Raw genomic sequence first — 26,229 nt, 5'->3', positions numbered from 1 at the left:
AGGAGAGGGTCGAGATGGGCCACGCGTTTTCCCTGGAGGGCAAGGTCGGTATCGTCACCGGCCTCGCCAATCGCGACAGTATCGCCTATGGCTGCGCGCTGGCCTGCCATGCGGCGGGCGCCGAGCAGATCGTCAGCTACGCCTCGCCCAAGGCGGCGCGCTTCGTCGCTCCGCTGGCCGCGGAGCTGGGCGAGCCCGAACTGATCTGCTGCGACGTGCAGGACGATGCCCAGCTGGAGGCGCTGTTCCAGCGCGCCGCCGAGCGCTGGGGGCGGCTCGACTTCGTGGTGCACTCCATCGCCTATGCGCCGCTGGAGGATCTGCATGGCCGTGTGGTCGACTGCTCCCGCGACGGCTTTGCGCTGGCCATGGACCTCTCATGCCACTCCTTCATCCGCATGGCACGGCTGGCCGAGCCGCTGATGGACGACGGCGGCAGCCTGATCTGCATGTCCTACTACGGCGCCGACAAGGTGGTCGACAACTACAACCTGATGGGGCCGGTGAAGGCCGCGCTGGAGTCTACGACCCGCTACCTGGCCGCCGAGCTGGGGCCGGCCGGGATTCGGGTGAACGCGGTGTCGCCGGGGGCGATCCGTACCCGTGCCGCCTCCGGTCTCAAGGATTTCGATGCCCTGGTCCACGACGGCGAGACGCGTTCACCGCTGCGTCGCCTGGCCAGCGTCGAGGAGGTTGGGCAATCGGTGGTCTACCTTGCGTCTGCGGCCGGCGCCGCGCAGACCGGTATTACCCTTTACGTCGACGCCGGCCACCACATCAGGGCATGACCATGAGCGATGCGCCACTCCCCCGCGATGACGATATCGAGAATCGCACCTTCGACGAGATCCAGGTCGGCGACAGTGCCTCGATCCACAAACGCCTGACCCTCGAAGACATCAAGCTGTTCGCCATCATGTCCGGCGACATCAATCCTGCCCACGTCGATGATGACTACGCCAAGAGTTCGCGTTTCCAGGAGGTGATCGCCCACGGCATGTGGGGCGGGGCGCTGATCTCCACCGTGCTGGGCACCGAACTGCCGGGGCCTGGCACCCTGTATGTCGGGCAGTCGCTGCGCTTCCTGGCGCCGGTGCGCCTGGGTGATGTGCTCACCGTCAGCGTCAAGGTGCGCGACAAGGAGGCGCGACGATCGCGCATCACCTTCGACTGCCGCTGCGCCAACCAGAACGGCGAGAGCGTCATCGAGGGCGAAGCCGAGGTGGTAGCGCCGCGCGAGAAGGTGCGTCGGCGGCGCACCGTGATGCCGCAGCTGCGCCTTGCCGAGCGTGGGCATCTGCATGAGCTGCTGAATGCCGCCGAGCGCAGCGAGGCGCTGACCATGGCGGTGGTGCACCCGGTCGACGAGGTCTCGATCAAGGGCGCCTGGGAGGCCGCCGACAAGGGCTTTATCACGCCGCTGCTGGTGGGGCCGGAGGCGCGTATCCGCGCTGCCGCGGAAGCCGCCGGGGTCGTGATCGATGGCTTCGAACTGATTAACACCCAACACAGCCACGCCGCCGCCGAGCAGGCCGTGGCCCTGGTTCGCGAGGGGCGTGCCAATGCGCTGATGAAGGGCGCACTGCACACCGATGAACTGCTGCAGGCGGTGGTGTCGCGCAGTGCTGGCCTGCGTACCGGACGCCGTTTGAGCCATGTGATGGCCTTCGACGTGCCCACCTATCCGCGACCGCTGTTCATCACCGATGCGGCGATCAATATCGACCCGGGACTCGAGGTCAAGCGCGACATCGTCCAGAACGCCATCGAGCTGGCCCATGCGGTCGGCATCGAGCAGCCGCGGGTGGCGCTGCTCTCGGCCATCGAGACCATCAACCCGCGACTGGCCTCGACCCTGGACGCCGCCGCGCTGTGCAAAATGGCCGAGCGCGGTCAGATCAGCGGCGGCCTGCTCGACGGGCCGCTGGCCTTCGACAACGCCATCTCCGAAGCCGCGGCCAGGACCAAGGGCATCGACTCGGCGGTAGCCGGGCGCGCCGACATCCTGGTGGCGCCGGACCTGGAAGCCGCCAATATGCTGATGAAGCAGCTGACTCACCTGGCCGATGCCAGCGGTGCCGGCCTGGTGATGGGAGCCCAGGTACCCATCGTGCTGACCAGCCGCGCCGACGACGCCATCACCCGGCTCGCTTCCTGTGCGCTGGCGCTGCTGGTAGCGCAGCATCGGCGTGAGCCGGAGGCGTCATGAGCCTGGTGCTGGTGCTCAACAGCGGATCGTCGAGCCTCAAGTTCGCGCTGTTCGAGGCGCGAGCGAACGGCTCGCCCGATGCCCTGCCGGTGGTGCTGAGCGGACAGATCAGTGGGCTGGGCGCCGCCCCGCGCTGGCAGCTCGAGGCGGGGCCGCACCGCCTCGCCGAGGAACACTCGCTGTCACTGGGCGGTGGCCACGCTGACGACCAGCAGGCGGCGGCGCTGAGCTATCTGCTCGACTGGCTGGAGGCGCAGGTCGGCTGGCAGCGTATTGCCGCGGTGGGGCATCGCGTGGTCCACGGCGGGGTGGACTACCGTGAGGCGACGCGCCTCGATGCCGGGGTCCTGACGGCGCTGGATGGGCTCAGCCCGCTGGCGCCGTTACACCAACCTCACTGCCTGGCGCCGGTCAGCGCGCTGGCCGAACGCTGTCCCGACTTAGTGCAAGTCGCCTGCTTCGACACTGCCTTTCACGCCGGGCAGCCGGCGCTGGCTCAGCGCTTTGCGCTGCCGCAGCGGTTTCACGATGCCGGCATGCGCCGCTACGGCTTCCACGGGCTCAGCTACGACTATGTCAGCCGACGACTCAATGAGGAGCTGGACGGACGGCCCGCGGGGCGTGTGGTCATCGCCCACCTGGGCAGTGGCGCCAGCCTGTGTGCCGTTGCCGACGGGCGCAGCCTGGCCTCGAGCATGGGCTTCACCGCACTGGATGGACTGATGATGGGCACTCGCAGCGGCAGCCTCGACCCTGGCCTGGTGCTGCACCTGATCCAGCAGTGCGGCATGAGCGCCGGCGAGGTCGAGCGGCTGCTCTACCGCGAGGCCGGACTGCTGGGTGTCTCGGCTATCAGTGCCGACATGCGCGAGCTGCTGGCCAGCAGTGAGCCGGCCGCCCAGCTCGCCGTCGAGCTGTTCGTGTATCGCGTGGTGCGCGAAATCGGCAGTCTGGCGGCGGCGCTTGGTGGACTCGATCACCTGGTGTTCACGGCGGGCATCGGCGAGCGTGCCGACCCGGTTCGGGCTGCCATTATCGATGGGTGCCGCTGGCTCGGCGCGCGCCTCGATGCCGCGGCCAATCGAGTCCATGCCACCTCGATCGCCGGCGCCGAGAGCCACCTTGGGCTCTGGGTGCTGGCCACCGACGAGGCGCGCATGATCGCCTGGCAGACCCAGGCGCTGCTGGCCTCTGAACCATAACCCGCGCTAATTCGTCACGCGGGGTTGAACCTTGAGGGTGTGGCGCCATCTATTCAGCGAGTTCGCATTCGTTCCAGGAGGGAAACAATGAAGATTTTGATGGTACTGACCTCGCACGACGCCATGGGTGATAGCGGGCACAAGACCGGGTTCTGGCTCGAGGAATTTGCCGCACCCTACTATGTTTTCAAGGACGCTGGCGCCGAGGTGACCCTGGCCTCGCCCAAGGGCGGCCAGCCGCCGGTAGACCCCAACTCGACCCAGGAAGACGCCCTTACCGCCGAGACCCGGCGCTTCGAGTCCGATCACGATGCCAAGGCTCAGCTGGCCAGCACCCTGCGGCTGGATGCGGTCAATCCGGCCGATTATGACGCCGTCTTCTATCCCGGCGGCCACGGTCCGCTGTGGGACCTCACCGACAACCCCGATTCGCTGCGCCTGATCGAGGACTTCATCGCCGCCGACAAGCCGGTGGGCGCGGTATGCCACGCCCCCACGGTGCTGCTCAAGGCCAAGGCCGCCAGCGGCGAGCCGCTGGTCAAGGGCAAGCGGGTCACGGGCTTTGCCAACAGCGAGGAGGACGCCGTGGGGCTCAGCCAGGTGGTGCCGCACCTTCTCGAAGACGAGCTCAAGCGCCTGGGTGCCGACTATCTGCGCAGCGTGGATGATTTCGCCCCCTATCAGGTCCAGGATGGCCTGCTGGTGACCGGCCAGAATCCCGCCTCCAGCGCGCCCACCGCCGCCCTGCTGCTGGAGCAGTTGGCAAGCCGCTGAGATGACCGTTTCTCTGCGGTGAATGATGCATTCACCGCAGTGTCGCTGTGTCGGCGGCGATAAGCCGCTAAGGTGATCCCATGGTATTTCCGGATCATCACGAGGGATCGCATGATGTGGCGCAACAGCACCAAGGGGTGGGGCCTGGCAGCGATCCTGCTGCACTGGCTGAGTGCGGTCACGATCATCGGCCTGTTCGCCCTGGGCTGGTGGATGACAGGACTCAGCTATTTCGATAGCTGGTACAACCTCGGGCCGTGGTGGCATCGTTCGATTGGCGTGCTGCTGCTGCTGGCAACGCTGCTGCGAGTCGCCTGGCGCCTCATCCAGCCTACGCCGCAGGCACAGGGACATCGCCTAGAGCGCATGGCGGCTCACGCCGGGCATATCCTGCTGTACGTGTTACTGATGGTGGTGTTGATCAGCGGCTATATGATCTCCACAGCCAACGGGCGCGGCATCAGCGTGTTCGGCTGGTTCGAAGCGCCTGCCATCCTTCACGGCTTGCCCAATCAGGCCAGCGTGGCGGGCGATATCCACTGGTATAGCGCCCTGGCGCTGATGATCTTGGCCGGCGGCCACGCCCTGGCTGCCTGCAAACACCACTTCATCGACCGGCACGATACCCTGGTGCGCATGCTGCGCCCGCGTGTCGGCCAACCCAAGCTTCCCGCCAAGTGAGCGGGCAATACGCAACGGAGACATTGGAATGTTGAAGAAGACCGCACTGCTGACCGCTCTTGGCGCCGCTGCGCTGGTACCGCTGAGCCAGGCCCAGGCCGACGACTATGTGATCGACATCGAGGGCCAGCACGCTTTCGTGCAGTTCAAGATCAACCACCTCGGCTACTCCTACATCCTCGGCAGCTTCCGCGACTTCAGCGGTGAGTTCAGCTATGACCCGGACGATCTCGAGGCCTCCAGCGTGTCACTCGACGTCGATGTCACCAGCCTCGATACCAACCACGCCGAGCGCGATCGTCACATTCTTAGCGACGACTTCCTCGACGCCGACCAGTACCCCGAGGCGAGCTTCGTTACCACCGGCTTCGAACCGGGTGACGACGGTGAGGGCGTGTTGACCGGCGAGCTCACGCTCAAGGGCGAAACCCGCGAGATCGAGATGCCGGTGACGCTGATGGGTGAGGGGGAAGATCCGTGGGGCGCCTATCGTGCCGGCTTCGAGGGTTCGACCATGCTGACCCTCGAGGATTATGGCATCGACATGAGTGACTTCCCCGAGTCGATGCACGAGCTCGAGCTGTACGTGACCTTCGAGGGCATTCGTCAGTAACCCTGATCCCCAAGATCCGATCTAATACGCCCCGGTGCATAGCACCGGGGCGTTTGCAATGAGGGATGTCGAGATCGCCATTCCCGCTCGCCAGGCCGGCATGCAATAAGCCGGCGCTGAGCCGGCTTTGGGAGCTTATGCGTCGGGAACCAGCCTGGCTAGCGGGTCAGCGGTCAGTGGCCTTCGTTGAGCACCGCATCCGGGAAGTGTCGACGCAGCATCTTGTTCTGGAAGGCGTCGATGAAGCGGCTGTTGATGATGATGATAAAGCGCTCATAGGGCTGCTCTTGATCATCCTGGGTCATGCCGTCGGCGCCGTGGAACAGCTTGTCGTCGCGGATATGCAGTACATCGCCCGGTGTCAGTACCTGCTTGGTCAGCGGTTGGGTACCGGCCTTGTCGGCAAACAGCAGGCTGTTGGCCCCGCTGACGTTGTCGCGGCTCACGACCATGATGCTCAGGTGCTTGCAGCCGTCGGAGTGGATGCCCTGGCCCTGAAGCGGATCCAGCGGCTCGCTGCCGCGCATGCCGGTGATCTGCATCAGGATCGGTTCACGGGCGCCAATGCCCCACAGCTTGGCCCACGCCTTGACGAAAGCCTTGACGTCGTTACGCTCGACGAAGGAGGTCTCCAGGCTGGGGTAGTAGCGCAGCACGTCGGCCATGCTATCGGCATCATTGAACATGCCGCCCTGTGCCATCGGGCACTCGCCCATCACCTCGACCTCGTCACGATCGTTGAGCATCAGCCAGGCCATGCGCTTCCAGCGCTGGTTGACATAGGGGTCGCGGGGCAGGTCGGCGAGATAGCCCTGCCAGGCCGGCAGGTCGATCTGTTCGCGAACGTCCGTGACGCTCCAGTGCTGCGCGGCCAGCTCACTGTGTACCGCGGGCTGCCAGTAGCTGCGCGCAAAGTCGAAAGGCATGCTGGTGACGTCGTAACCGTGCTTGAGGCTTTCCTGTTTCATGGTCGTTTCCTTTCTGAATCGTATGCCGAACCGGGATGGCGCGGCGTGGGTTGGGTACTACACGAAACAGAATGAAAACAAATGAAAAATAATGTCAATAAAACCTGGTCTGTGTAGAAATTTCGTCATATCGCGCATAGGTGGCTACTATTAGGTCAGTTAGTCAGGGTGTAATGTGCTAACTCATTGACGAAATTCGGATCTGCGGAGGGGTAGCCGCTGCGCAAGGAGGCGAAGCAATGTAGGATTGGCTCATGAAATTGATGCGACGACCCGTGGGGCATACGGGAAGCGCTGCAAGGGAGTACATCTTGTACAAGCGACAACGATCGCAGGCGGGACGGCTGCTGGGTGTGGCAGTGCTGTCGTTCACCGCCTTTGCCGCGATGCTGCTATTGATCGGCACGGGTAACGTCGCCTGGCTGCCAGCGCTGCTGGCTGCCAGCGCTGCGGTCGCGCTGGGGCTGGGCTGGTGGTGGGAGCGGCGGCGTTCAGCTCAGCAGCAAGCGCCCGACGAGAGGCGCCATGATCAGCCATCAGGCTCGCCGAATGCCGCCGGCGACAGCAACGACGCCGCCATCATGCTGGCCGATCATCATGCGCTGGTGCTGGCCCAGCAGCGCCACAGCGAGAGCGAACTGCGCTTTCGCGCGCTGCTCGAGAGCCTGCCCAAGGTGGCCGTGCAGGGCTACGACAGCCGGCGCCGGGTGATCTACTGGAACGATGCCAGCACCAAGCTCTATGGGTATCTGCCCGAAGAGGCGCAAGGGCAGCTGCTGGAGGATCTGATCATCCCCGATTTCATGCGTGACGGGGTGATTGCGGCGCACCATGACTGGGTCGAGAAAGGCATCGAGATCCCCGCCGCCGAGCTCGAGCTCAAGAATAAGGCCGGCATGCCGGTGGCGGTTTTCTCCCAGCACCTGATGCTGGCCGAGCACACTGACGACCCGCTGATGTTCTGCGTCGATGTCGACCTCTCCGAGCAGAAGGAGGCGCGGCGAGAGCTGGAGTACGTGACCCGCTACGATGCGCTGACCCAGCTTCCCAACCGCCACACCTTCGAGCGCGAGCTGGGTGAGTTCATCGTCTCGGCTAAACGCCACGGCGACTACCTGGCGGTGCTGTTCGTCGATCTCGATCGCTTCGCCGAGATCAACGACGCCAAGGGGTACGAGCAGGGGGACCTGCTGCTGTCGATGGTCGCCAAGCGCCTGCGCTACTGCCAGCGCGGTTCGGATCTGCTGTCGCGGTTCGGCAGCGACGAATTCGTGTTGGCCTTCCCGCACCTGCGTGCCAGCAACGACGTGCTGCAGCTGGTTGAGAAGGTGCTCGACAGCTTCTCGCGGCCGTTCCTGCTCGAAGGGCGTGAAGTGCACGTCACGGCAAGCCTGGGGGTCAGCCTGTTTCCGGATAACGGCGCCACTGCCCGCGAGCTGATCCACAATGCCGATGCCGCCAAGAACCGTGCCAAGCTCTCGGCGCCCAATCGCTGCTGGTTCTTCAACCAGAAGATCCACGATGAGCTGCTTCACCAGCATCGTCTCGCCGAGCGGCTACAGCTGGCCTTGGCCGAAAATGAACTGGCGCTGCACTACCAGCCCCAGGTCAGCGCGGCGAGCGGGCGCATCGAGAACCTCGAGGCCCTGCTGCGTTGGTTCCCCAAGGAGGGCGGTGCGATTTCGCCGGCAGAGTTCATCCCGGTCGCCGAGCGTTCGCAGTTGATCCACCGGATCGGCGAGTGGGTGATCCGTGAGGCCTGCCGCCAGCAGGCCGAGTGGAAGCGGCAGGGGCTGGTCGGCGCGCGCGTCGATATCAACCTGTCCGGCAAGCAGCTGGCCATGGCCAATACCTTCAAGCACCTCGAAGCCTGCATGAGCGAGTATGATCTCACCCCGCAGGATATCGGCATCGAGCTCACCGAGAACGTATTGATCGAGGCCGAAGAGCGGATCCTCGATACTCTGCGCGGTCTCTATCACCGCGGCATGAAGATCGCCATCGACGACTTTGGCACCGGCTACTCGTCGCTCAGCTACTTGAAGCTGTTTCCGGTCACCTCGCTGAAAATCGACCGCAGCTTCGTGCGCGACGCGCCCAAGGATCCCAGCGATCGGGCCATCATGGCCGCGGCGGTGTTCATCGGTCATCGACTGGGGCTGGAGGTGATCGCCGAGGGCGTCGAGAACGAGGAGCAGCTCGAGCTGGTGCGTGAGATGAAGTGTGACCTGATTCAGGGCTACTACTTCTTCAAGCCGATGAGCGCTGCGGATACCACCCGACTATTGACCGGCCTGGTCGGTGGCCAGCCGCGCATTCTCAGCTAGCGAATTTACGCAGCGTCGGCTGCCAAGCCGCTGGCGAGATCGAGTAGACTAGTGCGCCCCTGATCGAATGGAGTGCCCGTGTCCGCTGCTGTCCCTTCGTCCTCGCAACTCGCCGCTCGCCTCTGGCGTCAGACCTGGCCGATGGCCATCGGCGTATTCGCCCTGCTGGGTTTCCAACTGGTCGATAGCGCCTTTATCGCGCGCCTGGGCACCGCGCCGCTGGCGGCCCAGTCCTACACCTTTCCGCTGACGTTTCTGATCATCGGCATTCAAGTTGGCCTTGGCATCGCCATCGCCGCGCTGATCTCCCGCGCGCTGGGTGCAGGTGAGGCGCAGCGCGCCAGGCGCCTGGGTAGCCTGGTGCTGGGCCTGGGTGGGGTCGTGATCGGGCTGCTGGTCGGCCTGCTGTGGCTGGCCCAGACGCCGATCTTTTCGCGGTTGGGCGCATCGCCGGAGAGCCTGGCGCTGATTCGCGGCTACTGGCCGCCACAGCTGCTGGCGGCGTGGCTCGGTGCGCTGCTCTATTTTGGCTATAGCCTGTGCCGCGCGCATGGCGATACGCGGCTGCCGGGCAAGCTGATGGTGCTGACCAGCCTGATCAACCTGGTGCTCGATCCTCTGCTGATCTTCGGTATCGGCGGCTGGCCGGGCCTGGGGCTCCCCGGTGCCGCCTGGGCCACGGTGATCGCCTTTGGCAGCGGCGGGCTGATCCTGTGGCCGCGACTGCTCCGCGCCGACTGGCTGGGGCGCCGCGGCCTGCTGCTCGAGGCACGCCGTTCGGCGCTGCCGTTCGCCGGTATCGCTGGCCCGGCCATGGTCAGTCAGCTGATGCCGCCGCTGGCGGCGATGCTGGCGATCTCGGTGGTCTCGCAATTGGGCGAAACCGCGGTGGCGGCATGGGGGCTGGCGAGTCGCCTCGAGACCCTGTCGCTGATGCTGGTACTGGCGCTGACCATGTCGCTGCCCCCCTGGCTGGGGCGCTGCTACGGTGCCGGCGACTGGGCGCAGATCCGGCGTCTGATGATACTGGCGGCCAAGGTCGTGGTGGCCTGGCAGCTGCTGCTCGGGCTGGTGATGGCCGCACTGGCGCCGTGGGTGGCACAGGGGCTGTCGGGTAACCCTGAAATTCGCGGCGACCTTGCCCTGCTGATCCGCTTCCTGCTGCCCAGCTATGCGCTGCTCGGGCTGTGCATGATCGTGGTGTCGGCGGGCAATGCCCTGGGCTGGCCGCTGCGCGCCATGCTGATGTCCGCCGCTCGGCTATTCATATGCTATCTGCCCTGCCTGTGGCTGGGCATGCTGGCCGGTGGCCTGCCGGGCCTGGCGATGGGGGCGGCACTGGGCAACCTGCTGGCGGGGGCGCTGGCCTGGCAGCTCTATCGGATCACCCGCCAAGGCTGAATGCCAACGGGCCCCGTCCAGTGGACGGGGCCCGTTGCTTTCAAGGCAGCCTGACGACTCAGTCGCCGGCCGGCAGCGGGCGTTCTCGCCGGGCGCCCTGCAGGGCGTAGAAGCCGAAGAACAGCGCCATCACCAGATAGCCGAGGGCGAAGTCCGGGGCGGCGTTGAAGGCCAGGCGCGGGGCGTGCATCAGGCCGATATAGGAGAAACCGGCGGCGAACAGCGCGAACACCGCGGCGCGCCGGAACTGCTGGTCGATCACCGACACGGTCATGGCGCCGAGCAGGATGGCGGTGAACATCGCCCCCTGGCCCAGCGCCACGATGGCGGTGGAGATATCGGTGACCACTTCGCCGGCGGCGTTGTTGAAGCGGGTCATCACATAGTTGGCGAAGTAGGGCAGCATCGCCAGCGCCACCGCCGGGTAGTAGCGGGTGTCGTTGGTCTGGAAGGCGGTGGCGATCATCGACATACCGACGAACACCAGGATCGGCGCCACCACCGAGACCGGAATAATCGCCGCCAGCATGGCGATCAGGCCGAACATGGTGGCCACGGCGTAGACCGCGCCGTTGAGGATGCTGTAGCCGCGTCCGGCGCCCATCCACTTGGCGCCGACGGTGGCGATATACACCGTGGTCGGGAAGACCCCGCCGAACAGCGCGCCGATCATGGTGCCGGCGCCGTCCACCGCCTGGCACTCGCGGACGTCGTACTTGTCGCCGGCGGCTTCCATGGCCTCGACGTTGTTCATGGTCTCGATGGCGTTGTAGAGGGTGATCGGCAGCACCACGGTGAGTACCGCCAGCATGCTGGTGAACAGCAGCCCCAGGCCCTCGAACCAGGCCAGGGTCGGCAGCAGCGGGTAGAAGCCGAGATGCGTGAAGGCGTCGCTGAATTGGCCGTCTTCGGTAGCGCCGATCAGGTAGGCAAGCGCGGTGCCGATGACGATGGCGAACAGTGAAGTGGGAATCCGAAACGGCATGCTGATCCGGCCGATCAGGCCGACGATGATGATCGCCATCACCAGCAGGCCGATCACCGGGATCTCCAGGGTCTTGAACAGCATCTCGCCGGCGATGAAGGTCAGCGCTACGCCGGCCACCGCGCCGAGCATGGCCGCCCGCGGCAGATGGCGCTGCACCCAGCGGCCGATCAGGCTGACCAGCGCCTCGATGGCGCCGCTGATGAAACACGCCGCCACGGCGATCTTCCAGGCCAGGTCGGCGTCACCGGTGAGCTGCTTGGCGGGCAGCAGCACGCCGAACAGGAACACGAACATCACCGGCGTGGAGATGCCGTAGGAGAGCGCGGTGACGTCGGCGCGGTTCTCCTTGCGCGCCAGGCGTGCCGCGCTCCAGGCGTAGTAGAAGTTGCCTACCATCACCGCCACGGCAGCGCCGGGCAGCACCTGGCCGAACACGATGCTGGCAGGAAAGCCCATGCCGAGCATGGTCAGGGCGATGATCACGAAGTTGGCGATATTGTTCTGGAACAGGGCGAAGAAGGCGTCGGTATCCTCCTTCTTGTACCAGGGGTAGTGCACAGCAGTGGTGGCCATGGTGGTGCCTCACGGGTTGTTTAATTTGTATACAAGGCTGACGGCAGTGTCGCTCTGCTTGACTGAATGGTCAAGCGATGCCCTCAACGCAGATGCCACACGGCAAAGCGCCCGGGAGGATCCCGGGCGCTGCTGGAGCTGTTGCGAAAGGCTGGCTCAGTTGACCGCGGCGATCGCCTTGGCCAGGTAGTCGAGGTTCTCGGTAGAGAAGCCGGCTACGTTGGCGCGCCCGGAGCGCACCATGTAGATGCCGAACTCGTCGCGCAGGCGGTCGACCTGGGTAGGGGTCAGGCCGGTATAGGAGAACATGCCGCGCTGCTCGGCGATGCAGGCGTACTTGGCGTCGAGGCCGTAAGGCTTGAGGGCGGCGACGAAGTCCTGGCGCAGGCCGTTGATGCGGTTGCGCATCTCGGTGAGCTCCTCGCGCCAGACGGCGGCGAGCTCGGCGGATTCGAGAATCTCGGTGACCACCGCGCCGCCGTGGGAGGGCGGATTGGAGTAGTTCTCGCGGGCCACGATGGCCATCTGCGAGCGCACGTTCTCCATCTGCTCGGTGTTCTTGGCCACCGCGATCAGCGCCCCGGTACGCTCGCTGTAGATGCCGAAGTTCTTCGAGCAGGAGCTGGTGATCAGCAGCTCGTCGAGACTCTCGGCAAACAGCCGCACGCCGAAGGCGTCCTCGTCGAGGCCGTCGCCAAAGCCCTGGTAGGCGAAGTCGATCAGCGGCAGCAGCTCACGCTCCTTGACCACCTCGAGCACCTCGCGCCACTGGGCCTGGGAGAGATCGAAGCCGGACGGGTTGTGACAGCAGGCGTGCAGCACCACCACGTCGCCCACCGGGATCTGCTTGATCGCCGCCAGCATGCCGTCGAAGTCGAGGCGGTTTTCAGCATCGACGTAGGGGTACTTGCTGAGCTTGAGGCCGGCGGCCTGGAAGATGCCCAGGTGGTTGGGCCAGGTCGGGTCGCTGACCCAGATGCCCTTGCCGGGCAGTTGGGTATGGATGAAGTCGGCGGCCAGGCGCAGTGCGCCGGTGCCGCCCGGCGACTGGGTGACGCTGGCGCGGCGCGCCTCGAGTACCGGGGAGTCGGCGCCGAAGATCAGCGGCTGGATCACCTGGCCGTAGCGCGGGTCGCCGTGGGAGCCGATATAGGTCTTGGTGGTCTGGTTGTCGAGCAGCAGCGCCTCGGCTTGCTTGACGGCCCGCATCACCGGCGTGTTGCCCTGGGCATCACGGTAGACTCCCACCCCGAGGTCGACCTTGTTGGGGTTGGTGTCCTGGTTGAAGGCCTCGATCAACCCGAGGATGGCATCCCCGGGGACCCGCTGAATCGGCTCGAACATTTACTCGGCTACCTCGTCGGTTCTGGCGGCAAGAATGAAATCGTTCTTGTGCAGGCCCTTCATCTCATGCGACCACCAGGTCACCGTGACCTTGCCCCACTCGGTCAAGAGCGCCGGGTGGTGGCCGGCTTCCTCGGCGATCTCGCCCACGCGATTGGTGAACGCCAGGGCCTGCTTGAAGTTGCGGAACGTGAATGCCCGCTCCAACTGCATGATGCCATCGCGCTCCATGATCTGCCACTCGGGAATGGCCTGGCGATACTCGCTGATCTCGGCCTCGGTGACGTGGGGGGCGTCCCAGCTGCAGGCTTCGCACTGCTGTTGTGATAGATCGCTCATGGGGTCTCCTGATTGACGGAACGGTAATAGATGGGACCGTAACGGTCGGAAAATGTCTCGCGCGGCGCGCCGAGGGCCTCAGGCCGCCTTGGGCGGAAACTTGGGCTCGAACAGGCCGAGCGCCATGGCCTGCTCGACCATGGCCATGATGTCCTGCCGTGAAAGGTCGTGCAGGGTGTGCAGATCGTCAAGCACGTAGTAGAGCGGCTGCAGGATATCGATGCGGTAGGGCGTGCGCAGCGCATCCACTGGATCGAAGGGGTGGTGCTCGGGGGCCTCGGAGAGGGCGTGGAAGGTCTCCTTGGGCGAAGAGATGATACCGCCGCCGTAGATGCGCCGCCCCTGGGGCGTATCGACCAGGCCGAACTCCACGGTCAGCCAGTAGAGCCGCGCCAGGTAGACCCGCTGCTTGGGCGTGGCGTCCAGGCCCAGCTTGCCATAGGTGGCGGTGAACTCGGCGAAGTCGGGATTGGTGAGCATCGGGCAGTGGCCGAAGATCTCGTGGAAGATATCCGGCTCTTGCAGGTAGTCGAGTTCCTCCGGCGAGCGGATGAAGGTCGCCACCGGAAAGCGGCGGCTGGCGAGCAGCTCGAAGAAGGTGTCGAAGGGGATCAGCGCCGGCACCTGGGCGGTGCGCCAACCGGTGGCGGCTTCCAGCACCCGGTCCACTTCGGCCAGCTGAGGGATGCGATCATGCGGCAGCGCCAGGCGCTCGAGGCCGTCGAGGTAGGCCTCGCAGACGCGGCCGTCGATGATCGCCGTCTGGCGCTCGATCAGCGTCTGCCAGGTGGCGTGATCCTGGTCGCTGTAGCGGATATGGCCGCGTTCATCGGGCATGCGGGCCTGGTACTTGCTCGCTTTGGCGGTCTTGTGTTCGGTCATGGGCAGGCTCTCCCTGGAGATTGTGGTTATTGTCGAGCATGGGAATCCGCTTCAGTGTCGATCCCGTAGCGTGGCGCGGGTAGGGGGAAATGCGGATGGGGGAGGAGGGAGTGTCGCGCTACGTGTAAAATAAACGTTACATAAAAGCACAGTGACTCGACGAGCAAATCGGGATTGCCCCCCTTGGCGGCTTGAGACGAGGCTAGCTGTCACGCTAGGTTGACAGTAGAGTCACGGCCGCTTGACGCTGACGTTAGCGGCATCCCGCGATAGCCTTCGAGGAGCCCGCATGCGTCTCAAGATTCACTGCCAGAACCGCATCGGTATCCTGCGCGATATCGTCGCCCACTTCGCCGACTACGGCGTCAACGTGGCGCGCGGCGAGGTGGGCGGCGATCACGGCAATACCATCTATCTGTTCCTGCCGCGGCTGCTCAATGCCCAGTTGGCGACGCTCAGGCCGACCCTGGAAACCATCCCCGGGGTATTCAGCGTCAAGCGCGTTAACCTGATGCCCAGCGAGCGGCGCCACCTGGAGCTCGATGCGCTGTTGTCGTCGCTCTCCGATCCGGTGATGTCGATCGACATGGAGGGGCGCATCGTCGCCGCCAACCGCGCCGCGGGGCAGATGCTCGGGGTGCGCGTCGACGAAGTGCCGGGGCTGTCGCTGGACCGCTACCTGCCGGACTTCGACCTGCCCGAGCTGGTTCGCCGCAACAATGCCCGGGTCAACGGCCTGCGCCTCAAGCTCAAGGGGGCCACCTATCTGGCCGATATCGCGCCGCTGCACAGCGAGAACGACGATGACGTGGCGTCGCTGGCCGGCGCCGTGGTGACCCTGCATCGCGCCGATCGCATCGGCGAGCGGATCTACCAGGTGCAGCGCCAGGAGCTGCGCGGCTTCGAGGCGATCTTCCAGGCCAGCCCACGGCTCGCCGAGCTGATTCGCGAGGCGCGGCGTATGGCGCCGCTGGACGCGCCGCTGCTGATCGAGGGCGAAACCGGTACCGGCAAGGAGCTGCTGGCGCGGGCCTGCCACCTGGCCAGCCCGCGCGGGCAGGCGCCGTTCATGGCGCTCAACTGCGCCGGCCTGCCCGAGTCGATGGCCGAGACCGAGCTGTTCGGCTACGCCCCGGGCGCCTTCGAGGGCGCCCGGCCCGAGGGCAAGCTGGGGCTGCTCGAACTCACCGCCGGCGGCACTATCTTCCTCGACGAGGTGGGCGAAATGAGCCCGCGGCTGCAGGTCAAGCTACTGCGTTTCCTGCAGGACGGCGGCTTTCGCCGCGTCGGCAGCGACGAGGAGACCTACCTCGACGTGCGGGTGATCTGCGCCACCCAGCAGGACCTGCCGGGACTGTGCGCCGCGGGCCTGTTCCGCCACGACCTCTATCACCGGCTCAACGTGCTGTCGCTGCAGGTGCCGCCGCTGCGCGACTGCCTCGACGGCATCGACGAGCTGGCGGGGCACTTCCTCGACCGCGCCGCGCGCCAGATCGGCTGCCCGCTGCCCCAGCTCTCGCCGGCGGCGCTGGCCAGGCTCTCCAGCTACCACTGGCCGGGCAACGTGCGTCAGCTCGAGAACGTGCTGTTCCAGGCGGTGTCGCTGTGCGAACAGGCGACCATCGAGCCGCAGCACCTGCGCCTGCCCGACGTCGGCCAGGCACCCGGCCTGGCCGGTATCGACCTCGACGGCGGGCTAGGCGAGATTCTCGGCGAGGTGGAGAAGCGCGTGCTTGCTGCACTCTATCCGCAGTACCCCTCGAGCCGTCAGCTCGGCAAGCGGCTCGGGGTGTCACACACCACCATCGCCAACAAGCTCAAGCGCCACGCTATCGGCGACGGGTCGCCTTGAACTGCTAGAGTGTTGGCAGTGCATCGACAAGGAGACGGTCATGGTCGATTTTCCACCGGCAGTGGTGCCGCGCTGGCTCAAACTGGCCTTTACGCTATGGATCCTGATCTGGGCGCCGAGCTACGTGGTGCTACTGGGTGCCCAGAACTTCTTCTGGCTGTGCAACGTGGCGAGCTTTTTGCTGCTGGTGGCGCTGTGGGCCGAGCATCGCACCCTGATGTCGATGCAGTGGCTGGCGGTGTCTCTGGTCGGTGGGCTGTGGACCCTCGATGTCGCCGTGGCGGCGCTTACCGGCGTCCACCCCATCGGCGGCACCGAGTACATGTTCGACCCCGAGCACCCGCCCATGGCACGCGCCATGTCGCTCTACCACGTGGTGCTGCCGCTGGTGGCGGGTATTGGCGTGGCCAAGCTCGGCTATAAGCGTCGCGCCCTGCTGTGGCAGACCCTGCTGACCTGGGTGGTGGTGCCGCTGACCTATCTGTTCACCGAGGCCGAGCGCAACATCAACTGGGTGCATGGCCCCTTCGGCCAGACCCAGGAGACCCTCGATCCGCTGCTCTACCTGTTCCTGCTGACGCTGCTGTGGCCGCTGGCGGTCTACCTGCCGGTGCATCTGCTGATGATCGCCTGGCAGCGCTGGCGGCACTGACCGGGGTCAGCCCTCGAACTGCCGGTCAAGCGCCTCGCGCACCTCGGCGTAGGGCCACGCCTCCAGGGCGGCGAAGCCGTCGAGCTGGCGCGCCTTGAGCTTGGTCAGCAGCGGCGTGGTCAGACCGGTCAGAAACCGCGTCAGCAGATCGACGCTGGGCGCCGGCGCCTCAGTGGTGGCGGCGATTCTGTCCAGCACCGGCTGGCACAGTGCGGCGACCTGCCGGGCGTCCAGCGGCGCTGGCGCCTCACCGCCGGGCAGCCGAGCGACCTGGCCGCGGCAGGCCGAGCAGTGGCCGCACTGCTGCGGCGCGCGGGCATCGCCGAAGTACTCGGCCAGGCGCCGGCTCAGGCACTGCTCTGACTCGAACAGCGCCAGCATCGCCTCGAGCCGGGCGATCTCGGCGCGCTCCTTGTCGCGGAAGTAGGCGAACAGCGCGTCGGCCAGGGCCTGCACGTCGAGATCCGGCTGGGTGATCGCATAGACCTCGGTCATCTGCTTGCTCTCCAGCGCGATCCAGCCCTGGTCGCTGAAGTACTCCAGCGCCCGGATCACCCGCGCCCGGGCCACATCCAGGCCGCGCTCGGCGCCCAGCCGATTGAGCGCGTCGAGGTCCAGGCTGCACCAGGTCTTGGCGCGCGGCGCGGCCTCGACGATGGCGGCGACGAAGTCGCGCCGCTCGCCGTTGAAGCGCTCGATCAGCGCCTCGGGCTCGAGTTGGTACTGAAAGCGGTACTCGGCGAAGTAGGCGTAGCGCGGCGCGATCACCCCGCGCAGCTCGAGCTGCACCAGCAGCGTCTTGAGCGGCAGCGGGCGGATATTGCTGTGCTGCGAGAGGGCATTCAGGGTGAGCTCCCACTGGCCCTGTGGTGCCGCCTCGCGAATCACCTCCAGCACCCGCAGGATGCCGTCGCGCTCCGGGGTGTCGCCGTAAACGAAGTTCTCGAGCGCCGCCAGGGCGTCGCGACCGCCCAGCATCAGGCAGTCGGAGGGCTGGCCGTCGCGCCCGGCGCGACCGATCTCCTGGCTGTAGTTCTCGATCGACTTGGGCAGGTCGACGTGCACCACGTTGCGGATATTGGCCTTGTCGATGCCCATGCCGAAGGCGATGGTGGCGACGATGCAGTTGACCTCGCCGGCCATGAACGCCTGCTGCAGGGCGTCGCGGGCCTCGCTCTGCATGCCGGCGTGATAGGCGCGGGCGTCGATGCCGGCCTTGACGAGGTAGGCGGCGAGCTGCTCGGCGCGTTTCTGCAGGGTGACGTAGACGATGCTCGGCTGCGGCGAGGGCCCTTCCAGGCGCGGGCGCAGCCAGTCGCGCAAGGCGCGTGCGCGCTGCTCGGCGGCCACCGGCTCGACCAGCAGGTTGAGATTGGGGCGATAGAAGCCGGTCAGGGTGACGTCCTCAGCGTCGATGGCGAAGCTGGCGCGCATGTCCTCGATCACCCGCGGCGTGGCGGTGGCGGTGAGCAGCAGCGCCTGGGGAATGCCGAACTCGCGCTGGTAGTCGGGCAGCTTGAGATAGTCGGGGCGGAAGTTGTGGCCCCATTCCGAGAGGCAGTGGGCCTCGTCGACCACCAGCAGCGACACCGGCACCTGGCGCAGGAAGCCGCGGAAGCGCTCGTTCTTGAGGCGCTCCACCGAGATCATCAGCACGCGAATCTCGCCGCGGCGCACGCCTTCCATCACCGCGCTGGCCTCCTCGCGGCTTTGGCGCGAGTCGATGCTGGCGGCGGCGATGCCGTGGCGGGCCAGGAAGTCGAGCTGGTCCTGCATCAGTGCCAGCAGCGGCGACACCACCAGCGTCAGGTGCGGCAGGTGCAGCGCCGGCAGCTGATAGCACAGCGACTTGCCGGAGCCGGTGGGGAAGATCGCCGCCGCCGAGCGGCCTGCCACCAGCGCCTCGACCACCTGGCGCTGGCCGGGACGAAAGTCGTCGTAGCCGAAGACCTGCTTGAGCGTGGTGTCGAGTGAATCGCGGGGCATGGCGAGCCTCCCTGTCTGGCCAAAGCCTCTATCCTACACCGCTGGGCGCCGCTCGGCTTTGCACAACTCGGCTGCGTGTGGTGACCAGCCCGGGGCTGATCCGGCGACAGCTCTGCGAGGAGGCGCTGTAAACCGTCCCTGGGCGCTACCGATGCCATCCCTGGCATCGACACCTCCTCTTCGAGCTGTCCCCGGCGCCCCTCATGTCGCAGGGAGTGGTCGCTTATGCTAAGAGCGGCAGCACTGGCGCTGGGTGACCTTGATTGCGCCAGCTTGCCATAATCGTCCATGACCCGGAGGGGCACTCCTTGGCATAATGGCAGCTTTGCCCTCAGGGAAGACCCATGACCGCCTGGAGCAAGCTACTCGTCGCCACCACGCGGCTAATCGACCTGCACGACAGCGGCCACGAGCCCGGCTCGCCGTTCGTGCAGGTCAGCCAGGAGAGCCGCCGCGGGCTGCGCGACGGCTACTGGCTGGACCTCGGCTGCCTGCTGCTCGACTATCTGCTCGACGTCGACTTCGCCACCAACAGCGCCTTCGTCTCGCAGAGCCGCTGCCTGGCGCAGCTGCGCGAGACCTACCCGGACCTGCCCCACGACGACCTGAGCTTCGTCATCAACCTGCTGGCCACTCCCAGCGAGCTGCACTTTCGCCAGCTCGGCGTCGAGGATAGCGCCGCGCGGGCCTCGCTCAGCACCAAGCGCACCGCGCTGATCGAAAAGCAGGGCCAGACCGGGCAGGTGCGACTGACCGCCAGCGGCCGCCAGGCGGTAACCCTGGCCAGTCAGGTCGAGGACCTGCTGTACTCCGAATACGACGCCGCCAAGGTACTGGCGGCGCTGGCCCGCGGTGATTTCGCTCGGGTGCCGGATATCACCAACCAGATCCTGCTGGCGATCCGCGGGCTGACCCAGGAGCTGCGCCGGGTGCGCGAGAATCCCACTCGCGAAGGCAAGCTGGCGGCACTGCTCGACAACCAGCGCCACTATCACAACGCGCTGTCGAGCATTCAGCGTACCCTGCTCGACGCCCGCGCCCAGCTCACCGCGCCGCGGCTGATGGAGCGCTTCGCCGAGTGGCGCGAGGCCGAGCAGGCGGCCAGCGGCGAGGAGTGGGACCTGCGCATGCTGTCCAGCGCCATCGGCCGGGTACTGACCGCCATCGAGAATCTCTCGCGGCGCCTCGCCGAGCTGCTCGCCGATATCGCCGAGGGGCGTATCCAGTCGATGGGCGTGGTCGACTTCGCCGATCTGGCCCGCGGACTGCTCAATAGCGCCCCGGCGGCGGCGCTACAGCAGGCGCTGGTGGCGCGGCTGATGCCGCTGCACGTGCAGGTCGCGGTGCCGCGCATGGCGCCGCTGATTCCGCTGCTGGAGTCACGCCGCGCTGAGACCAGCCACGCCGCCCTGGTGTTCGACGAGCAGCACGACGCGGCCCCCGAGGACCCGCTGCTGGCGCGCTTCCTCGAGGCCCGCGGCCCGGCGCTGCGCCAGCGCATCCAGCGTGAGCCGCTGTCACTGCCGGCGGCGCTGGCCGAGGGCTGGCACCGCTTCGAAGAGGGCGACTGCCTGGCTCAGCTGCTCAACACCTTCGTCGATACCCAACTGCTCGATGACCGCCTGGCGGTGGGCATCGACGCCACGCCGTTCGAGCTGACCCTCGCTGACGGCCGATGTGTCCGCGGCGCGGTGACCCCGTCACTGCGCCTCTCCGATCAGGATGATCTGCAATGAACATGAGTGAAATGGGCGAAGTGGTCGCCTACCTGCTGCGCTACCGTAGCGCCGAACGCGCCCCGGGCAGCGGTCGCAAGCGGCGTGCCGCCCGCGAGGGACAGCTCTCCGAGCGCGATGTCTGCGCGCTGATCGATGACGCCAGCGACCTCGAACGCGAGGCGCTGCGCGACTTCCTGGCCGGCCAGGGCCTGCGCCTCAAGGCCTTCGAGTCCGGCGACTATCCGGGCATCGCACCGGGCTCACGCTACTACGCCTTGCTGCCCGACCCGGACCTCGAGCAGCCGCCGCTGTACACCCGCGAGCCGGTGTTCGAGGCCCTCAAGCTGCGCCAGGAGAGCCGCGCCGAACTGGCCCAGTGGTACCTGCAGCTGTGGCTGCTGATGCATACCCTGCTCTACACCCGCTACAACCGCGCGCTGTCCGATGTCAGCCGCTACCAGGAGGCGACCTTCGCCAGCAACGAGCTGCTCGACCTGCTGCGCGAGCAGCTCGAGGCGCTGCGCAGCCTGGGCGAGGCGGCGCCGGAGGCCAGCCGCGCGCTGCTCGACGAGCGCGGCGAGGACCTCAACCGCCGGGTGCGTGCCTTCATCGACCTGCAGGCCCGTGCCGGGCTGCTCGAGTCGCCGCGGGAGACGCTGGCCGAGGAGGGCGATGAGGCCGGCGGCGATATCTGGCAGCAGACGCTGCTCGGCGCCCTGGAGAGCGAGCAGGTCGGCCTGCATCAGCTCGGCCACCTGCAGTCGCTGGCCGAGGGACGCCTGGCCGACGAGGCATCAGCGGCAATGCCACAAGCCGCCCACCAGGAGGCCGACGCATGAGCGTGATCAATCGTATCGAGGTCGCCAACCTGCTCAACAAGCACGGCGACATCGCCTCGCCGTGGGACGCCAAGATGCGTCACCTGCTGCTCGACCTGCGCGGCCAGTCCAGCGCCATCAGCATGGAGAACGGCTTCGGCAAGACCACTCTCGCCGAAGCGCTGATCGGCCTGCTGTCGCGGGACCGCACGCTGATCTCGCGCACGCGGCGCAAGTGCTCGCCGTCGACCGTCGCCGGCCAGGGCCGCAGCTGGAGCCATCTGCGCGTCGAGTTTCGCTCGCGCAGCGGCGGCGAGCGCCAGGAGGACATGCTCGCCGCCGCCGGCGAAGAGGTCGCCGGCGAGACCTTCGTGTTCGGCTTCTATGGCTACAGCGACGGTAGCGGCCTGTCGTTCTACCACTACCCCGGGCGACTCGAGGACATCCCGGTCCACCACCTGACCGCCGACGGCATGCTGGCGCTGTACGCCAACAGCGACATCAAGACCGCCATGGCCAGCCGCAACGTGCGCCTGACCCACAACCGCGAGGAGTGGCTGGACGCGGTGGGTGCCCATGTGTCGCGCCGCGAGCTGGCGCAGCTGGCCGCCTTCCAGAAGGAGGGCGGCGCCGACAAGAGCCAGATCTTCAACGCCATCAAGCCGCGCGGCGGCGAGAAGGCCGACCAGGCGTTCTTCTTCGAGGTGCTGGCGCCGGAGATCCTCTCCGGCGCGACCCGCGGCGAGACCGACGAGAGCGAGGAGCTGATCGAGGAGGTGATCCTCAACTCCGGCACCCATATCACCGAGCTGCGCCATCGCCTCGACGAAGCCGAGAGCGACCAGCGCCGCACCGCCGACAAGGTGGCCAACCTGGCGACGCTGAGTGCCGACGGCGCGGCGCTGCTCGAGGCCCGCGAGGCCCGCGAGCGCCTCGACGAGGGGCTGGCCAGCCTCGAGCGCCTGCTCGGCGGCCAGGCCGTGGCCGGCCTGCCGGGGCTGCCGCAGCAGCCCTCCGACGCCGACGTCGATGCGGCGACCCTGGCGGGCTTGGCCTGGGCGGTGGGCGACACCGGCCGGCCGCGGGTCTCGACCTGGCTGCTGGCACGACTCAGCGGCGCCAGCGAGCGCAGCGTCCGCCAGGCGCTCTCCGAGCGCGGTGCGAGGGTCGATGCCCACCGCCGGCTGATTCACCTGCCCGACGCCGAGTGGCTGAGCGCTCGCGACCTGGGCCACGTGACCTTTGCCGCCGCCCGCGACTGGCTGGCAGAGACGCTGAGTTTCAACGACGACAGCGCTCGCCACCGTGCCCTGGAGGCGTTGGATAGTGCGGCCGACGCCTTCGAAGCGCTGGACGGCAACCGCTTCCGCGAAGAGGTGATCGCCGACCGCACTTACCTCGATGAGCTAGGCCATGACCTCGACGACCTCGAGCAGCAGCTCGAGGGCCTCGAGCACGACCGTGAGCGCCTCGAGGGGCAGCAGCGCGAGTTCGTCGATAACCAGAGTTTCTATACCCAGGCGCTTGCCGATGGCCTGTTCAGCGAGGCCGAGCTGGAGGCGCCGGAACACACCGCCGAGGCCAGCCGCCGCGAGGCCGAGGAGGCGCGCCGCGCCCTCAACGCGCATCTGGGCCGCAGCGGCGAGCTCAAGCAGGTCGCCGCCTGGCACGCCGAGTTCCGCCAGCGTCACCCCCACGAAGTGCCCGCCGAGCGCCTGGCCGAGAAGCACGAGCGAGAGGCGCTGATCGAGGAGGCCCGCGAGGCCGCTGAGCAGCAGCGCCAACCGCTGCTCGAGCAGTGCCGCGAGCTGCGCGACGAGGCGGCCACCCTGCGCGACGAGCAGCAGCGCCTGGCCGGCGAGCAGGGCCTGCTGAGCCAGGGGCAAGGGCCGTGGCAGGCCTTCGTCGAGGGCTGGCCGGAGGAGGAGCCGCGCGGTTTCTGGTCGCGGCGCAAGACCCAGCTGGCCGAACTCGAGACCCGCTGCCGCGACGCCGAGCAGCGCCAGCAGGATGCCCGCCGCGAGCAGGCGCGGCTGGCGCCGCTGGCCGAGGCGGCACGGCGCTACGCCGAGCTGCATGGCGATGACGAACCGGTGCACCTGCGTAGCCGCCTGCGCGAGCGCGAGCGTGAACTGGCGGATGCCGAGCACCGCCTCGCCCAGCGCGAGGCCGAGCTGCGCGAGCTGCATCAGGCGCGGCTGAGCTTCGCCGAGCGCAGCGAACTGGCCCCGGCGGACTGGCTGCGCGATGCCCAGCGCCGCTATCCGCGACTGCTCAGCGAGGCGGAGTCGCTGGATAGCGCCATCGCCGAGCGCCAGCGCTACCTGGAGAGCCTGAGCGGCGACCCGCTCGAACGCCGTGCGGTGGAAGCCGAGGCCGAGCGCCTGCTGCAGCGCGAGGAGATCGCCTGGCAGCCGCTGCACGAAGTGCTCAACGCCGCGCATTGGCCAGAAGCCCGGCGCCGCGAGTGGCTGGCCCAGGCCGCCGGGGTGCTGTTTGCGCCGGTGGTCGAGGGCGAGGCCAATGCCGAAGACGTCGCCGGCCTGCTGGTCGACGCCGGCCTGGCGCTGCCGGTACTCGAAGCCGGGGCCCTGGCGGCGCGGCTGGAGGCCGGCCGCTCGCCGCTTGGTGCGGTACAGGGCGTCGAGACGCTGGCGGTCAAGGCGGCCCTCGACCCGCGCTACCTGGACGAGCTGCGTCAGGCCACCGAGCGGCGCCTGGCCGCCGACCGCGAGCGCCAGGTGGCACTCGAGGTCGAATGCCGGCGTCTCGACCCCCACGGCGAGGCCTACGCCCTGGCGGTACGCGCCAGGCAGGCCGACGAAGCCGGGGTGGTCGATGCGCTGGAGGCACTGGGTGCCGAGCAGTCTGCGTTGGCCGAGCGCCAGGCGGCGCTGGCGCCGCGCCTCAGCGACGCCGCGCTGAGCTGCATCGACGACTACCAGCGCTACCTGGAAGCCGGCGGTGAGCTGGCCCTGGAGGCCACCGCCGAGGCGGCACTGGCGGCCGAGAGCGAACTGGCCGAGCAACGCCCGCAGCTGGTCGATGCGCAGCAGGCGCTGGAGCGCCACGGTGAGACCTGGCTGGCGGCGGAGCAGTTTGCCAACGCCGGTGGCGCGGAGCGGCTCGAAGCGCTGGAGGCGCGCCTCGATGCCCTGGCCGAGCGCCAGGCCGAGGTCGGCGAGCGACTGCATGACGCCGAGGCCCAGCGCGAGACCCTCGAGCGCCGTCTCAGCGAGCTCGACGCCGAGCAGCGCGGGCTATTCGCCGACGGCGAGCGCGACCGGCTGCGCGCCCTGGCCGAGTTCGAGGCCGAGGGCGGCGTGGCCTTTATCGAGACCGCCGCCGAGGTGCAGGAGCAGCTCGAGACGCAGCTGGCCACGGCCAACCGCCGCGCCGACTTCTCGTTCACGCGGATCCGCGCCTACCTCGACGTGCGCGATGCCGGCGGTGGCGGGCAGAAACTCGAGCGCGAGATCGCCCGGGTCAAGCGCGAACGCGGCGAGTGCCGTGAACAGCTCAAGGCCAAGCGCGACGAGCGTGACAGCGTCAGCGAGCGGCTGAGCGTTCAGCGCCGGGCCATGGAGTGGGTCGACCAGCTGGCCCTGGCGTGGCTGGCGGTGGTCCGTGAGCTGCCCAGCGGCTGGAGGCAGCGGCTGGCAGAGGCCGAGCCGCAGAGCGCCTGGCCCCTCGACGACCCGGACCAGACGACGCGTCAGACAGCGCTGGACGACTGGTGGCGGCTGGCAGGCAGTGAGGCGGCGCTGCCCGATCCGGCGGCGCTGGAGGCCTGCCAGCAAACCCTGATCGATGCGCTTGATGATCTCAACCTGGGGGAACGGGCGCGCGACCGCGAGCGCCAGGATAAGGCGGTGCGTGCCCTCGAGCGGCGCCTGGCCGAGGCGCTGGAGGCAGCCGCCCAGAGCCGTGCCTTCAGCGATACCGAGCGCGCGCGGCTGGCGGCTTTGAAGGGCGTCAGTGCAGCGGCCTTGGCCGACTTGGCGGCGCTGCACGACCAGCTCGACGCCCAGCTCGGCGAGCATCGCCAGCGCGTCGAGCGGCTGCATGCCTCACGCGAGCAGATCGAAGGCACCCTGGTCGAGCGGCTGAGCTCGATCATCGCCGACGCCGCCGGCAACCTGGATATCCTCAAGCGCGTGGCGCGCAGCCACGGCGAGGGCGGCGCCTATTTCGAGGTCAAGGCGTCGCTGATCGACGGCGAGCCGCTGCGCGAGCTGATCACCACCCTGCTGGCGGATATCGACGAGCACCAGCTGGCGCAGAAGCGCCGCGCCGAGCGCGACGGCGGCATGCCCGACGGTGATGCGCGGCGCCGCGACGACGACCTGCTGCGCCAGATTCGCCGGCGCATCTACCGCGGGCTGTTCCACGACGTGGCGATTCGCCTCAAGCACGACGCCATCCGCCCCCACGGCCGGCTGTTCTCGCTCAACGAGGACATGTCCGAGGGCCAGCGCGAGGCGGTGTCGCTGATGTGGCTGGTCAAGCTCTCGGAGTTCGCCATCGAGCGTGAGCTGCGCGAACTGCCCGGCCACCACAAGCGCCGCGCGCGCAACAGCCGCGAGAGCGTGATCCTGCTCGACGGCCTATTCTCCAAGCTCTCCCACCGGCGGCTGATCCAGGACTCGCTGGAGTCGCTGCGCAATACCCGCGGGCGCTTCCAGATGATCGGCCTGATCCACAATCCCAACTACGAGAACGACCCGGCGATCTTCCCCACCTACCTGGTGGGCAGCGTGATTGGCGGCGCCCAGGGGCAGGGTGGCCATGTGATGGTCCGCGACGGGCGCAGCGTCGAACCCGAGCAGCTCGGTCGCAGCGCCGGCGAAGCCAGCCTGTTCGGCATCCATGTCAGCGAGCCGGTCGGCGAGGAGACGTAGG

Annotated in this window: 19 protein-coding genes; 13 read left to right on the top strand and 6 right to left on the bottom strand. The window is 67.5% G+C overall.

What is annotated here, in order from left to right:
- Positions 1 to 14 precede the first annotated feature (14 nt).
- The 6 genes from BWR19_11530 (at position 15) to BWR19_11505 (ending at position 5,479) form a co-directional block, all read left to right on the top strand.
- Positions 15 to 788, top strand: a complete 774-nt coding sequence (locus tag BWR19_11530) for an enoyl-[acyl-carrier-protein] reductase (protein ID APX93512.1) — start codon at positions 15 to 17, stop codon at positions 786 to 788.
- On the top strand, positions 785 to 2,209 hold the full coding sequence (locus BWR19_11525; GenBank protein APX93511.1) for an enoyl-CoA hydratase: 1,425 nt from the start codon (positions 785 to 787) through the stop codon (positions 2,207 to 2,209). The genes BWR19_11530 and BWR19_11525 overlap by 4 nt, the downstream gene beginning before the upstream one ends.
- On the top strand, positions 2,206 to 3,411 hold the full coding sequence (locus BWR19_11520; GenBank protein APX93510.1) for an acetate kinase: 1,206 nt from the start codon (positions 2,206 to 2,208) through the stop codon (positions 3,409 to 3,411). The genes BWR19_11525 and BWR19_11520 overlap by 4 nt, the downstream gene beginning before the upstream one ends.
- A gap of 87 nt (positions 3,412 to 3,498) precedes the next feature.
- Positions 3,499 to 4,185, top strand: a complete 687-nt coding sequence (locus tag BWR19_11515; GenBank protein ID APX93509.1) for a type 1 glutamine amidotransferase domain-containing protein — start codon at positions 3,499 to 3,501, stop codon at positions 4,183 to 4,185.
- A gap of 114 nt (positions 4,186 to 4,299) precedes the next feature.
- Positions 4,300 to 4,866: a cytochrome b gene (locus tag BWR19_11510; GenBank protein APX94999.1), complete on the top strand. Its 567-nt coding sequence runs from the start codon at positions 4,300 to 4,302 to the stop codon at positions 4,864 to 4,866.
- Between the two features lie 28 nt (positions 4,867 to 4,894).
- On the top strand, positions 4,895 to 5,479 hold the full coding sequence (locus BWR19_11505; protein APX93508.1) for a hypothetical protein: 585 nt from the start codon (positions 4,895 to 4,897) through the stop codon (positions 5,477 to 5,479).
- A gap of 173 nt (positions 5,480 to 5,652) precedes the next feature.
- On the opposite strand, the gene BWR19_11500 is transcribed toward BWR19_11505, so the two are convergent.
- Entirely contained in the window at positions 5,653 to 6,447 is a 795-nt protein-coding gene (locus BWR19_11500; GenBank protein APX93507.1) for a hypothetical protein, read from the bottom strand.
- A gap of 581 nt (positions 6,448 to 7,028) precedes the next feature.
- Here BWR19_11500 and BWR19_11495 point away from each other — a divergent pair.
- Together BWR19_11495 and BWR19_11490 are read left to right on the top strand one after the other, a co-directional pair.
- Positions 7,029 to 8,774 (top strand): GGDEF domain-containing protein, encoded by a 1,746-nt coding sequence (locus BWR19_11495; GenBank protein ID APX94998.1) that lies wholly within the window; start codon positions 7,029 to 7,031, stop codon positions 8,772 to 8,774.
- Positions 8,775 to 8,915: 141 nt separating this feature from the next.
- On the top strand, positions 8,916 to 10,175 hold the full coding sequence (locus BWR19_11490; GenBank protein ID APX93506.1) for an MATE family efflux transporter: 1,260 nt from the start codon (positions 8,916 to 8,918) through the stop codon (positions 10,173 to 10,175).
- 58 nt (positions 10,176 to 10,233) lie between these two features.
- Here the strand turns inward: BWR19_11490 and BWR19_11485 are convergent, their stop codons facing one another.
- From BWR19_11485 to BWR19_11470, 4 genes are all read right to left on the bottom strand, one after another.
- Entirely contained in the window at positions 10,234 to 11,736 is a 1,503-nt protein-coding gene (locus BWR19_11485; protein APX93505.1) for a uracil permease, read from the bottom strand.
- A gap of 156 nt (positions 11,737 to 11,892) precedes the next feature.
- Complete coding sequence (locus BWR19_11480; GenBank protein APX93504.1) at positions 11,893 to 13,080, bottom strand: aromatic amino acid aminotransferase; 1,188 nt, start codon at positions 13,078 to 13,080, stop codon at positions 11,893 to 11,895.
- The gene (locus BWR19_11475) at positions 13,081 to 13,419 is read right to left on the bottom strand and encodes a 4a-hydroxytetrahydrobiopterin dehydratase (protein ID APX93503.1); all 339 of its coding nucleotides are present in this window, start codon (positions 13,417 to 13,419) and stop codon (positions 13,081 to 13,083) included.
- A 78-nt stretch (positions 13,420 to 13,497) separates the two neighbouring features.
- The gene (locus BWR19_11470; protein ID APX93502.1) at positions 13,498 to 14,301 is read right to left on the bottom strand and encodes a phenylalanine 4-monooxygenase; all 804 of its coding nucleotides are present in this window, start codon (positions 14,299 to 14,301) and stop codon (positions 13,498 to 13,500) included.
- Positions 14,302 to 14,590: 289 nt separating this feature from the next.
- On the opposite strand from BWR19_11470, the gene BWR19_11465 reads away from it, so the two are divergent.
- Positions 14,591 to 16,153 carry an AAA family ATPase gene (locus BWR19_11465; protein APX93501.1) on the top strand — a complete coding sequence of 521 codons (1,563 nt, stop codon included), beginning with the start codon at positions 14,591 to 14,593 and terminating at the stop codon, positions 16,151 to 16,153.
- Positions 16,154 to 16,193: 40 nt separating this feature from the next.
- Positions 16,194 to 16,805, top strand: coding sequence for a hypothetical protein (locus BWR19_11460; GenBank protein APX93500.1), 612 nt, complete (start codon positions 16,194 to 16,196; stop codon positions 16,803 to 16,805).
- Between the two features lie 6 nt (positions 16,806 to 16,811).
- On the opposite strand, the gene BWR19_11455 is transcribed toward BWR19_11460, so the two are convergent.
- Positions 16,812 to 18,791 carry a recombinase RecQ gene (locus BWR19_11455; protein ID APX93499.1) on the bottom strand — a complete coding sequence of 660 codons (1,980 nt, stop codon included), beginning with the start codon at positions 18,789 to 18,791 and terminating at the stop codon, positions 16,812 to 16,814.
- Between the two features lie 344 nt (positions 18,792 to 19,135).
- Here BWR19_11455 and BWR19_11450 point away from each other — a divergent pair, with 344 nt between their 5' ends.
- Genes BWR19_11450 through BWR19_11440 form a run of 3 tightly spaced genes read left to right on the top strand, consistent with a single transcriptional unit; the run spans position 19,136 to position 26,228 of the window.
- A complete protein-coding gene (locus BWR19_11450) occupies positions 19,136 to 20,527 on the top strand; it encodes a hypothetical protein (GenBank protein APX93498.1) in 1,392 nt (463 codons plus the stop codon).
- Positions 20,524 to 21,348: a hypothetical protein gene (locus BWR19_11445; GenBank protein ID APX93497.1), complete on the top strand. Its 825-nt coding sequence runs from the start codon at positions 20,524 to 20,526 to the stop codon at positions 21,346 to 21,348. Before BWR19_11450 ends, BWR19_11445 begins: the two co-directional genes overlap by 4 nt.
- On the top strand, positions 21,345 to 26,228 hold the full coding sequence (locus BWR19_11440; protein APX93496.1) for a hypothetical protein: 4,884 nt from the start codon (positions 21,345 to 21,347) through the stop codon (positions 26,226 to 26,228). The genes BWR19_11445 and BWR19_11440 overlap by 4 nt, the downstream gene beginning before the upstream one ends.
- Position 26,229 lies beyond the last annotated feature (1 nt).

The organism is Halomonas sp. 1513, assembly GCA_001971685.1.
In the GTDB taxonomy this organism is placed as follows: Bacteria; Pseudomonadota; Gammaproteobacteria; order Pseudomonadales; family Halomonadaceae; genus Franzmannia.
This window is presented reverse-complemented; position numbering and strand designations above follow the sequence as displayed.

What these genes read in the sequence shown, in the direction of transcription:
- BWR19_11530 (APX93512.1), top strand. Translation starts at nt 15, where the DNA reads ATGGGCCACGCGTTTTCCCTGGAGGGCAAGGTCGGTATCGTCACCGGC.
- BWR19_11525 (APX93511.1), top strand. Translation starts at nt 785, where the DNA reads ATGACCATGAGCGATGCGCCACTCCCCCGCGATGACGATATCGAGAAT.
- BWR19_11520 (APX93510.1), top strand. Translation starts at nt 2,206, where the DNA reads ATGAGCCTGGTGCTGGTGCTCAACAGCGGATCGTCGAGCCTCAAGTTC.
- BWR19_11515 (APX93509.1), top strand. Translation starts at nt 3,499, where the DNA reads ATGAAGATTTTGATGGTACTGACCTCGCACGACGCCATGGGTGATAGC.
- BWR19_11510 (APX94999.1), top strand. Translation starts at nt 4,300, where the DNA reads ATGTGGCGCAACAGCACCAAGGGGTGGGGCCTGGCAGCGATCCTGCTG.
- BWR19_11505 (APX93508.1), top strand. Translation starts at nt 4,895, where the DNA reads ATGTTGAAGAAGACCGCACTGCTGACCGCTCTTGGCGCCGCTGCGCTG.
- BWR19_11500 (APX93507.1), bottom strand. Translation starts at nt 6,447, where the DNA reads ATGAAACAGGAAAGCCTCAAGCACGGTTACGACGTCACCAGCATGCCT.
- BWR19_11495 (APX94998.1), top strand. Translation starts at nt 7,029, where the DNA reads ATGCTGGCCGATCATCATGCGCTGGTGCTGGCCCAGCAGCGCCACAGC.
- BWR19_11490 (APX93506.1), top strand. Translation starts at nt 8,916, where the DNA reads ATGGCCATCGGCGTATTCGCCCTGCTGGGTTTCCAACTGGTCGATAGC.
- BWR19_11485 (APX93505.1), bottom strand. Translation starts at nt 11,736, where the DNA reads ATGGCCACCACTGCTGTGCACTACCCCTGGTACAAGAAGGAGGATACC.
- BWR19_11480 (APX93504.1), bottom strand. Translation starts at nt 13,080, where the DNA reads ATGTTCGAGCCGATTCAGCGGGTCCCCGGGGATGCCATCCTCGGGTTG.
- BWR19_11475 (APX93503.1), bottom strand. Translation starts at nt 13,419, where the DNA reads ATGAGCGATCTATCACAACAGCAGTGCGAAGCCTGCAGCTGGGACGCC.
- BWR19_11470 (APX93502.1), bottom strand. Translation starts at nt 14,301, where the DNA reads ATGACCGAACACAAGACCGCCAAAGCGAGCAAGTACCAGGCCCGCATG.
- BWR19_11465 (APX93501.1), top strand. Translation starts at nt 14,591, where the DNA reads ATGCGTCTCAAGATTCACTGCCAGAACCGCATCGGTATCCTGCGCGAT.
- BWR19_11460 (APX93500.1), top strand. Translation starts at nt 16,194, where the DNA reads ATGGTCGATTTTCCACCGGCAGTGGTGCCGCGCTGGCTCAAACTGGCC.
- BWR19_11455 (APX93499.1), bottom strand. Translation starts at nt 18,791, where the DNA reads ATGCCCCGCGATTCACTCGACACCACGCTCAAGCAGGTCTTCGGCTAC.
- BWR19_11450 (APX93498.1), top strand. Translation starts at nt 19,136, where the DNA reads ATGACCGCCTGGAGCAAGCTACTCGTCGCCACCACGCGGCTAATCGAC.
- BWR19_11445 (APX93497.1), top strand. Translation starts at nt 20,524, where the DNA reads ATGAACATGAGTGAAATGGGCGAAGTGGTCGCCTACCTGCTGCGCTAC.
- BWR19_11440 (APX93496.1), top strand. Translation starts at nt 21,345, where the DNA reads ATGAGCGTGATCAATCGTATCGAGGTCGCCAACCTGCTCAACAAGCAC.